Below are 9,283 nucleotides of genomic sequence, written 5' to 3' on the forward strand. Positions count from 1 at the left end.
TTAGGTTGGAGGAGAAAAGTAGAGTCTCTTCCCTCCCCCTTTAATGTGTACTCTAACGAATGATTTCAAGCTCTTCTATTGGAATATCTAACTTTTCTAATTGCGGGCGAAGCGAAGTCGCGTCACCAACAACGATTATTTGATAATCATTCGGGTCGAACCATTTCTTCGATAGCTCGTTTAAGGTTTCTTTTGAAACCGTTTCAACTATCTGATTACGCTGTTGTAGGTAATCTTCATCAAGGCTCAATGCGACAATATTACTCAACAACCCAGCCTTTTGACTTGGCGTTTCGTATTTAAGCGCATCTTGTTGACCGACGGCGAGGCGCATAAATTTCACCTCTTCGTCAGTTAATCCACTTTGACTAAACTCGTTCAACTCATTAATAAACTCTTGAATCGATGGAACCGTCGCATTCGCCCTTACCTGCGCGCTAAATACCACTGCGCCAGTTTCTCGAGTACTTGCGAAGTAACCGCTTGCACCGTAAGTGTACGCCTTGTCTTCACGTAGGTTCTGGTTGATACGGCTATTGAAGTTACCCGCTAAGTTAAAGTTAGCTAGCTGACTCAAATACAATTCACCCGTCGCATCAAATGGCAGGCCTTTACGCACCAAGCGAACAATGCTTTGCGGCGCACCCGGTTTGTCGACCAAATACAGGTGCTGACCTGAAAGCTCTTTGACGATCTGTGGACGCGTTAGTGGTGCCGCATCGCCTTGCCACTGTTCAAAGAATTGTAGCTGTTTCCCTGCCTCTTTCTTCGAGATGTCTCCCACAACAACAATATTGGCACCTTCTGGTGTGTAATGTTGTGCATAGAATTTTTTCACATCGTCTAGGGTAAGTTTCGACAAAGACGCCTTGGTGCCGTCACTCGCGCGAGCAAAAATACTATCACCAAACAGTACTTCACGGGTTGCTTGAGATGCCATCCAGCTTGGCTGCTGGTGCTGATACACAACGCCTTCTAGCATCTGTTTCTTAACTCGCTCGAAATCTTGCTCATCGAACTTAGGCTCGAATAGAACCTCTTGCACGATCGCTAAGGTTTGAGACAAGTTTTTCTCTAGTGTCGAGACTGAAATATCCGTGGTGTAGCTGCCCGCGCTAATGCTCACGCTGCTACCAAGTTTATCTAAGGTCGCCTGTAACTCTTCAACGGTTCGTTTGGTCGAGCCTTCTTCCATCATAGAAGCGGTTAGGTTCGCTAGGCCTTCTTGACCTTTACGAACATAACGCTCGCCCGCTGGAAGTTGAATCTGTAGCTGTACGGTCGGTGTTTCACTAGTCACAGTACCAATCAAATCCGTGCCGTTGGCAAAGTGCATGCGGTACAAATCAGGCATCGTTGCTTCAACACCAAAGTTCACTTCTGGCATCACGCTGCGATCAAAAGTGTTCGGTGCTTTTCTGAAATCCAGCTGGTCTTCTGTCACCTTGCTGTATTCAGGCAAAGTACGTGGAGGCGTAGTAAAGGTCGCTTCACGAACCGCTAAATCAAGTTGCTTCTTAGGCACCACACTCAAGGTCACCTTGTGCTTACCTTCGATGAAATCTTGGTAGGCTTTACTTACGCTTTCTGGAGTCACCGCTCGGATTTGATCCAACTGTGATTCAATGCGATCTGGTTGACCATAGAAGGTTTGGTTAGATGCCAGTTGTGAAACCTTGCCTTTTACACTTTGCAATGCGAAAACGGCATTCGCTTCTGCCATGCCAGTGATCTGGTCTAAACGCTCTTGCTCAACACCTTCTTTCGAAAATTGATCTAAGGTATCCATCAGCTCTTTATTAAGAACCGTCAAATCGCCTTTTTCACCTGAGTTGCCCATCGCATACACATACATGGTACAAGCGAGCTCAGCACAATCATGGAAAGATCCTGCACTGACTGCCTTCTGCGTTTTTACGAGATTTTGATATAGGTAACTGTTGGTACCTGAACCTAACACGTTAGACAGTGCATTCAGTGAAGCTTGGGTCTCTTCACCACGATACGTTGTTGGCCAACCCACAAGCACCATCGGCTGACGAATATTGTCTTCTAAGGTGATGTACTTATCTTCAGTTAGAACAGCAGGTTGCTTCTCTGCCGCCTTCACTTCAGGACCTTGAGGGATTGGGCCAAAGTACTTGTTAACCCACTCTAGCGTGTCATCAACGTCGATATCACCACCGATAGTCACTACCGCATTATTTGGGCCGTACCAGCGTAGGAAGAACGCCTTAAGGTCATTCACATCAACACGGTCTAGATCTTCCACATAACCAATTGGTTGCCAAGAGTAAGGGTGACCTTCTGGGTAAAGCGCTTCGCCCATGCGTTCCCACATCAAGCCGTAAGGACGATTTTCGTAGCTCTGCGCTCGTTCGTTTTTAACCGTGCCTCTTTGTACCTCAAATTTCTTCTGAGAAACTGCGTCTAACAAGAAGCCCATTCGGTCGGATTCTAACCACAACATTTTTTCAAGTTGGTTAGAGGGAACAGTTTCAAAGTAGTTGGTACGGTCACGGTTAGTGGTACCGTTTAACGAACCACCAGCCTCGGTAATGATCTTAAAGTGCTGTTGGTCACCAACATTCTCTGAACCTTGGAACATCATGTGCTCAAAGAAGTGAGCAAAGCCCGACTTACCTATCTCTTCACGAGCAGAGCCTACGTGGTAAGTCACATCAACATGCACCAACGGATCAGAATCATCAGGGGAAAGAATCACTGTCAGGCCGTTTTCAAGCTGATACTTGGTATAAGGAATCACCACTTTATCTTTAGAAGGCTTAACCTCCTCTAACAGAGTTACACCTTCAGGTAACGAGGAAAAGAAGGGCGTTGAGCTAGGTACATTGTAAGAACAGCCAGCAATGGCGATAAGAGAAAATGTACCTAGTAAAACCTTTTTCATAGGTTCTCCTTAGAAAAAACCGAAGTAGATAGCAGCAAGTAAGCTATAGCGAGCGGCCTTGCCAATCGCTATCAAAATAACGCTAGGGATGAATTTCATTCTTAGCCAACCAGCTGCCAGACACAAAGGGTCACCAATGATCGGTAACCAACTGAATAACAGTGTCCAGTAGCCATAACGGCTTAGCCAAGCCATAGCCTTATGACCATGCTTTTCAGATTGAGTTCGATTAGGCAACCACAAACCAATCCAATAGTTAGTCAGGCCGCCTAAGGTGTTGCCTAATGTTGCCACCAGAATAATCGATGAGGTAGAAAAATGATCTAAGCTCAATGCAGCCACAAGGCTAGCTTCTGAACCACCGGGGAGTAATGTGGCACTCAAGAAGCCACTGATGAAGAGTACCCACAGCGCTGAGTCCGAGAACCAAAGCGCGATATTTTCAAAAAGGGAGTTAAAGAATTCTAGCACTGCATATCAACTTTCTTGCATTTTAAGTAGCACCTTGCCTCTGGTGTGTCCGGTTTCAACCTGTAGATGCGCCGACTGCGCCTCGTCTAGCTGGTAGATACCTTGAATTTCTGTTTTGAGTAATCCGACACTAACCATGTAGAGCATAGCGTCCATTTGCTCAGGGGTTGGCTCAACCAACATGCCTGATGCAGTAAAACCTAATAGTGTCGCTTTTTCGCAGATCAACTCAGCAGATAGGGTCGGAACGGTCACCACTCTTGCTCCGTCTTTCAGGCACTTCAACGCATCAAGCGCGGTATCGCCACCGACCAAATCAATCAGCACATCAACATCAGAAACTCTTTCCGACGCTGGCGCAAACTTATAGTTAATTGCGTGAGCACCTAACGTCGCAAGGTAATCAAGGTTGGCTTCACTGCAGGTCGTGTAAACCTCGGCTTTTGCGGCTACTGCAATTTGAACCGCAAGGTGACCAACGCCGCCAGCACCCGCTAAGATAAGCACGCGATCGCCTTCTTTCACTTCGGCTTTGTTTAGCGCTTGTGCTGCGGTTTGACTAGCAAGTGGTAATGCCGCTGCCGCTTCTAAGGTGACAGAATCAGGAACCATGCTTAACGCCGCTTCTGGAACACAAACATATTGGCTGTAGCCGCCACCTTGCAGTGGAAAGCCAATAAAGCCCGCCACGTTATCACCAACCGTAAAACGTTCAGCCAGATCGCCTAGCGTGACAATTTGACCCGAAATATCGTATCCCGGTACCCAAGGAAGGTTGTCTTTGTTTTGTGCTGCTGCCCAACCAAGGCCAGCACGGGTTTTCACATCAATCGGATTAATGCCCGAAAAGGAAACTTTAACCACCACTTCTCCAGCCTTAGGCTCAGGAATAGCACTGGTTTGAATACTAAGGTTTTCGACGCCGCCGAATTGAGTAATCGCAATCTGTTTATTTTCCATTTCCACATTTCCTTGATTGATAAAAGCCCTAGTGAGCAAGCACCCTAATTAATAAAAAGAAAGGGATGCGAAAGCATCCCTTTGACTATAAACCATTTAATAAGGCTAAGTTAACCGCTCATTCGTAAATTGACGACCAATTAACGTAACGATACATGACCTAAGTAATCCATTAGCCGACTAGCGCTAATAGAATACCCGCAGCTACCGCACTACCAAGTACACCTGCTACGTTCGGACCCATTGCATGCATCAACAAGAAGTTCTGAGGGTTTGCTTCAAGACCTACCTTGTTCACAACACGTGCCGCCATTGGAACCGCTGATACGCCAGCTGCACCAATCAATGGATTGATGTCCTCTTTCGAGAAGCGGTTTAGAACCTTCGCCATCAATACACCACCCGCGGTACCAATACTGAACGCGACCGCCCCTAAGCCAAGAATACCTAGAGTCTCTAAGTTCAAGAAAGTATCCGCTTGAAGCTTAGAGCCAACACCGAGACCAAGGAAAATAGTCACAACGTTAATCAGTTCGTTTTGCGCTGTTTTCGATAGGCGATCAACCACACCCGCTTCACGCATCAAGTTACCCAGACAGAACATACCCACTAGAGGTGTTGCTGAAGGTAGGAACAAAATCGTCATCAGTAGTACAGCAAGCGGGAAGAGGATTTTCTCTGCTTTGCTAACGTGACGAAGTTGAGCCATCTTAATCTTACGCTCTTCAGGAGACGTTAACGCCTTCATGATTGGTGGCTGAATAATAGGAACCAATGCCATGTAGCTATAAGCCGCTACTGCAATGGCACCTAAAAGATCCGGAGATAACTTGCTCGCCAAGAAGATCGCAGTTGGGCCATCGGCACCACCAATGATCGCAATTGACGAAGCATCGGCCATCGAGAACTCCATTCCTGGAACATAGTTCAGCAAGATCGCGCCAAATAGCGTTGCAAAAATACCGAACTGAGCCGCAGCCCCTAGCCACAATGTTTTAGGGTTCGCAATCAACGCACCGAAGTCCGTCATCGCACCAACACCCATAAAGATCAGCAGTGGGAAAATACCCGTTTCAATACCAATGTAGTAAACGTAGTACAGTAAACCACCGGGATCAGTAAACCCAGCATTTGGGATGTTTGCTAATACAGCACCAAAACCAATCGGTAGTAGAAGTAACGGTTCAAATCCTTTACGAATTGCTAAAAACAACAGCAAGCAACCGACCAGCATCATACAGATCTGGCCGAACTCGAAGTTAGCAATCCCTGTTTCAGACCATAAGGTCATCAATCCTTCCATGGTACTCCCTTACGCTAAGCTTAGTAGTGGAGCGCCTACAGTAACTGCATCGCCTTCTTTAACATTCAGTTCTTGAACGATACCACCACGAGCAGCACGAACTTCCGTTTCCATCTTCATCGCTTCCAGGATAAGCAGAACGTCGCCTTCAGCAACCTCAGCACCCGCCTGAACATTTACTTTGAAGATGTTACCCGCCAATGGGGCTGGAACCGCTTCAGCGTCAGAAGCTGCTACTGGTGCAGTTTGAGCCGCTTGAGTAGGTTTTGCAGATGGCGCTACTGATGTAAGTTCACCTTGTGGGCCAACTTCAACGTCGTAAACTTGACCATCAACCTTCACGCTGTAGCTTTCAATACCACCAGAAGCTTGTACAGGAGCTACTGCAACTGGAGCCGCAGCTTCTAGCGTTGGTGCAGGTTCAAATGCTTCAGGGTTACGGCGGTTCTTAAGGAACTTAAGACCCACTTGTGGGAAGAGTGCGTAAGTCAGTACATCATCAACCGTATCTTCAGCTAGAGAGATACCTTCTGATTTCGCTTTCTCTAACAGATCCGTCGTTAACGTATCCATTTCAGACTTAAGTAAATCAGCAGGACGACAAGTAATCGGCTCTGCACCATCCAGAACTTTCGCTTGCAGTCCAGCATCCACTTCCGCAGGAGCTTGACCGTATTCACCTTTCAGAAGACCGGCAGTCTCTTTAGTGATGCTCTTGTAGCGTTCACCCGTTAGAACATTAATAACCGCTTGAGTACCGACAATTTGAGAAGTTGGTGTTACCAAAGGAATATAACCAAGCTCTTTACGTACGCGAGGAATCTCTTCAAGAACCTCGTCCATACGATCGGCTGCGCCTTGTTCTTTCAGCTGGCCTTCCATGTTAGTCAACATGCCGCCAGGAACCTGAGCGATCAAGATGCGAGAATCGACGCCTTTTAGCTGCCCTTCCCATTTCGCGTACTTTTTACGTACATCACGGAAATAAGCTGCGATGGGTTCAATTTGGTCAAGCTTAAGGTTCGTATCGCGCTCTGTACCTTCTAACATCGCCACAACCGTTTCAGTTGGCGTGTGGCCGTAAGTACAGCTCATTGAAGAGATAGCCGTGTCTAGAATATCGATACCCGCCTCAACGGCCTTAACCGCTGTTGCTGTCGATAGACCGGTTGTCGCGTGGCTATGTAGCGCTAGAGGAACATCACACGATGCTTTAATGCGTGTAATTAACTCTTCCGCTTCATAAGGCTTTAATAAACCTGACATATCTTTGATACATAGTGAATGACAACCTAGGTCTTCTAGACGCTTAGCCAGATCAACCCAAGTATCTGAGTTGTGAACCGGACTGGTTGTGTAAGACAACGTACCTTGAGCATGGCCACCAACGTCGATCGTTGCTTTCACTGCTTTTTCAAAATTGCGTACGTCATTCATCGCATCAAAGATACGGAATACATCCATGCCGTTTTTATGGGCACGTTCAACAAATTTTTCTACTACATCATCCGCGTAATGACGGTAGCCCAATAGGTTTTGACCACGCAGTAGCATCTGCATTGGTGTGTTTGGCATCGCTTTTTTCAGCTCACGCAAACGCTCCCATGGATCCTCGCCAAGAAAACGGATACACGAATCAAACGTCGCGCCGCCCCAAGTCTCAAGTGACCAGTAACCGACTTTATCCAGTTCTGCCGCAATTGGCAGCATATCTTCGATACGCATACGAGTAGCAAATAGTGACTGGTGCGCGTCACGAAGTACCACATCTGTGATAGCTAGTGGTTTAGACATGCTCATAAACTCCTTTTTAATCCTTTAAATGCTACTTAGCAGTAGACGCACGGTATTGATGAACCGCGGCCGAAATTGCTACCACTACCTGTGGACTAACAGCTGAAGGGTTTGATTGTGATTTTTGAATTTTTTTAGGTGCTGCGATCGGCTCAGGTACTTCTTCTGGTACCAGTTTTGACATCAACCGAACGAGGTAAACTAGAATAGTTAGGAAAATAAAGACAACGGACATCCCCGTTATCATTAGAGTCGCCGCATCTCCTAGCAGGCTTCCAATATTAGTCATGTTGCTTCCTTTCTTCGTCATCCTGACATACGTACAGGATTTCAGCGAATAGTGATCCCGACCTATGGATTATCTCGATTGGTAAAAGTTTGTCAATTTTGTTTAAGGTTCTGTTACGGATAACGCACACATAAGGTTAATTATTCGCCTATCAGATCACATAAATCTGTCAAATACGTCATTTTTAGATATTTAAACTGTGACTTAAACGGGGCTTTTCTGGGAATTGATATGAGAAAGGTGGAATAACAAAGAAGCAATCAAGAACTACTTTAAATACAACAAGTTAAACAACGAACAAATTTAACATTGTCGCAACAATTTTACAGCAGACATAAAAAAAGCCTCGTATAAACGAGGCTTTTTCTAATAATGTGGCGCGCTCTGGAGGATTCGAACCTCCGACCGCCTGGTTCGTAGCCAGGTACTCTATCCAGCTGAGCTAAGAGCGCACGGTTTTAATATCAATTCATTGTTACTAACAACAGATCAATATAAGGATTTCATTCTTATAAGAAAGAAGCCCTAAATAGTGGCGCGTCCTGGAGGATTCGAACCTCCGACCGCCTGGTTCGTAGCCAGGTACTCTATCCAGCTGAGCTAAGGACGCACGGTTTTCGATATCAGTATTTCCAATATCAGGAGTTCACAAGGAAACCCTAAATAGTGGCGCGTCCTGGAGGATTCGAACCTCCGACCGCCTGGTTCGTAGCCAGGTACTCTATCCAGCTGAGCTAAGGACGCGCAGTTTTCGATATCGGTATTACCGATATCAGGGGTTCATAAAAGAAACCCTAAATAGTGGCGCGCTCTGGAGGATTCGAACCTCCGACCGCCTGGTTCGTAGCCAGGTACTCTATCCAGCTGAGCTAAGAGCGCACGGTTTTCGATATCAGTATTCCCAATATCAGGAGTTCACAAGGAAACCCTAAAGAGTGGCGCGTCCTGGAGGATTCGAACCTCCGACCGCCTGGTTCGTAGCCAGGTACTCTATCCAGCTGAGCTAAGGACGCACGGTTTTGATATTAATTCTCGACGAACGATTTATCAATATCAGGATTCACATTCTTATAAGAACTAAACCCTAAATAGTGGCGCGCTCTGGAGGATTCGAACCTCCGACCGCCTGGTTCGTAGCCAGGTACTCTATCCAGCTGAGCTAAGAGCGCACGGTTTTAGTATCAACTTAGTCAATACAAGGGTTTTCATTCATATAAGAAATAAACCCTTAAATAGTGGCGCGTCCTGGAGGATTCGAACCTCCGACCGCCTGGTTCGTAGCCAGGTACTCTATCCAGCTGAGCTAAGGACGCACGGTGTTCATTCATTAAGAATGAAGTTGTGAAATATATCACATTCTTCTTGCTACGAAGAAAAAAAAAGGCCATCGGCCTGTAATGAATGGCGGTGAGGGAGGGATTCGAACCCTCGATGCAGCTACAAACCACATACTCCCTTAGCAGGGGAGCGCCTTCGGCCACTCGGCCACCTCACCTAATTCATTATTCTCACATCACTTACAAGTAAGAGAAGAGAGAATGGCGCGTCCTGGAGG

Annotated in this window: 6 protein-coding genes and 8 tRNA genes; all 14 read right to left on the minus strand. The window is 46.4% G+C overall.

Annotated elements, in window-relative coordinates; genetic code table 11:
- Window positions 1-52: 52 nt before the first annotated feature.
- The 14 genes from CWO27_RS06435 to CWO27_RS06500 all read right to left on the minus strand — a co-directional run bounded on the left by CWO27_RS06435 (window position 53) and on the right by CWO27_RS06500 (window position 9,223).
- The gene (locus tag CWO27_RS06435; protein ID WP_107898717.1) at window positions 53-2,911 is read right to left on the minus strand and encodes a M16 family metallopeptidase; all 2,859 of its coding nucleotides are present in this window, start codon (window positions 2,909-2,911) and stop codon (window positions 53-55) included.
- A 9-nt stretch (window positions 2,912-2,920) separates the two neighbouring features.
- Window positions 2,921-3,382 (minus strand): YqaA family protein, encoded by a 462-nt coding sequence (locus CWO27_RS06440; RefSeq protein ID WP_048659376.1) that lies wholly within the window; start codon window positions 3,380-3,382, stop codon window positions 2,921-2,923.
- A gap of 6 nt (window positions 3,383-3,388) precedes the next feature.
- Window positions 3,389-4,342 carry an NADP-dependent oxidoreductase gene (locus CWO27_RS06445; RefSeq protein ID WP_107898718.1) on the minus strand — a complete coding sequence of 318 codons (954 nt, stop codon included), beginning with the start codon at window positions 4,340-4,342 and terminating at the stop codon, window positions 3,389-3,391.
- A 172-nt stretch (window positions 4,343-4,514) separates the two neighbouring features.
- Window positions 4,515-5,645, minus strand: coding sequence for a sodium ion-translocating decarboxylase subunit beta (locus tag CWO27_RS06450; protein WP_019825842.1), 1,131 nt, complete (start codon window positions 5,643-5,645; stop codon window positions 4,515-4,517).
- Window positions 5,646-5,654: 9 nt separating this feature from the next.
- Window positions 5,655-7,439: a sodium-extruding oxaloacetate decarboxylase subunit alpha gene (oadA, locus tag CWO27_RS06455; protein WP_107898719.1), complete on the minus strand. Its 1,785-nt coding sequence runs from the start codon at window positions 7,437-7,439 to the stop codon at window positions 5,655-5,657.
- A gap of 31 nt (window positions 7,440-7,470) precedes the next feature.
- On the minus strand, window positions 7,471-7,728 hold the full coding sequence (locus CWO27_RS06460) for an oxaloacetate decarboxylase subunit gamma (RefSeq protein ID WP_107898720.1): 258 nt from the start codon (window positions 7,726-7,728) through the stop codon (window positions 7,471-7,473).
- A gap of 375 nt (window positions 7,729-8,103) precedes the next feature.
- A tRNA-Arg gene (locus tag CWO27_RS06465) sits at window positions 8,104-8,180 on the minus strand.
- A gap of 81 nt (window positions 8,181-8,261) precedes the next feature.
- Window positions 8,262-8,338 (minus strand) — tRNA-Arg (locus CWO27_RS06470).
- 57 nt (window positions 8,339-8,395) lie between these two features.
- Window positions 8,396-8,472, minus strand: a tRNA-Arg gene (locus tag CWO27_RS06475).
- 58 nt (window positions 8,473-8,530) lie between these two features.
- Window positions 8,531-8,607, minus strand: a tRNA-Arg gene (locus CWO27_RS06480).
- Between the two features lie 57 nt (window positions 8,608-8,664).
- Window positions 8,665-8,741, minus strand: a tRNA-Arg gene (locus CWO27_RS06485).
- A 79-nt stretch (window positions 8,742-8,820) separates the two neighbouring features.
- Window positions 8,821-8,897, minus strand: a tRNA-Arg gene (locus CWO27_RS06490).
- Between the two features lie 67 nt (window positions 8,898-8,964).
- Window positions 8,965-9,041, minus strand: a tRNA-Arg gene (locus CWO27_RS06495).
- 89 nt (window positions 9,042-9,130) lie between these two features.
- A tRNA-Ser gene (locus CWO27_RS06500) sits at window positions 9,131-9,223 on the minus strand.
- Window positions 9,224-9,283 lie beyond the last annotated feature (60 nt).

The organism is Vibrio sp. 10N.286.51.C3 (assembly GCF_003050065.1).
Classification (GTDB): Bacteria; Pseudomonadota; Gammaproteobacteria; order Enterobacterales; family Vibrionaceae; genus Vibrio; species Vibrio crassostreae.

Excerpts from the sequence above, each read along its gene's own strand:
- CWO27_RS06435 (WP_107898717.1), bottom strand. The coding sequence starts at position 2,911 with ATGAAAAAGGTTTTACTAGGTACATTTTCTCTTATCGCCATTGCTGGC.
- CWO27_RS06445 (WP_107898718.1), bottom strand. The coding sequence starts at position 4,342 with ATGGAAAATAAACAGATTGCGATTACTCAATTCGGCGGCGTCGAAAAC.
- CWO27_RS06450 (WP_019825842.1), bottom strand. The coding sequence starts at position 5,645 with ATGGAAGGATTGATGACCTTATGGTCTGAAACAGGGATTGCTAACTTC.
- oadA (WP_107898719.1), bottom strand. The coding sequence starts at position 7,439 with ATGTCTAAACCACTAGCTATCACAGATGTGGTACTTCGTGACGCGCAC.
- CWO27_RS06460 (WP_107898720.1), bottom strand. The coding sequence starts at position 7,728 with ATGACTAATATTGGAAGCCTGCTAGGAGATGCGGCGACTCTAATGATA.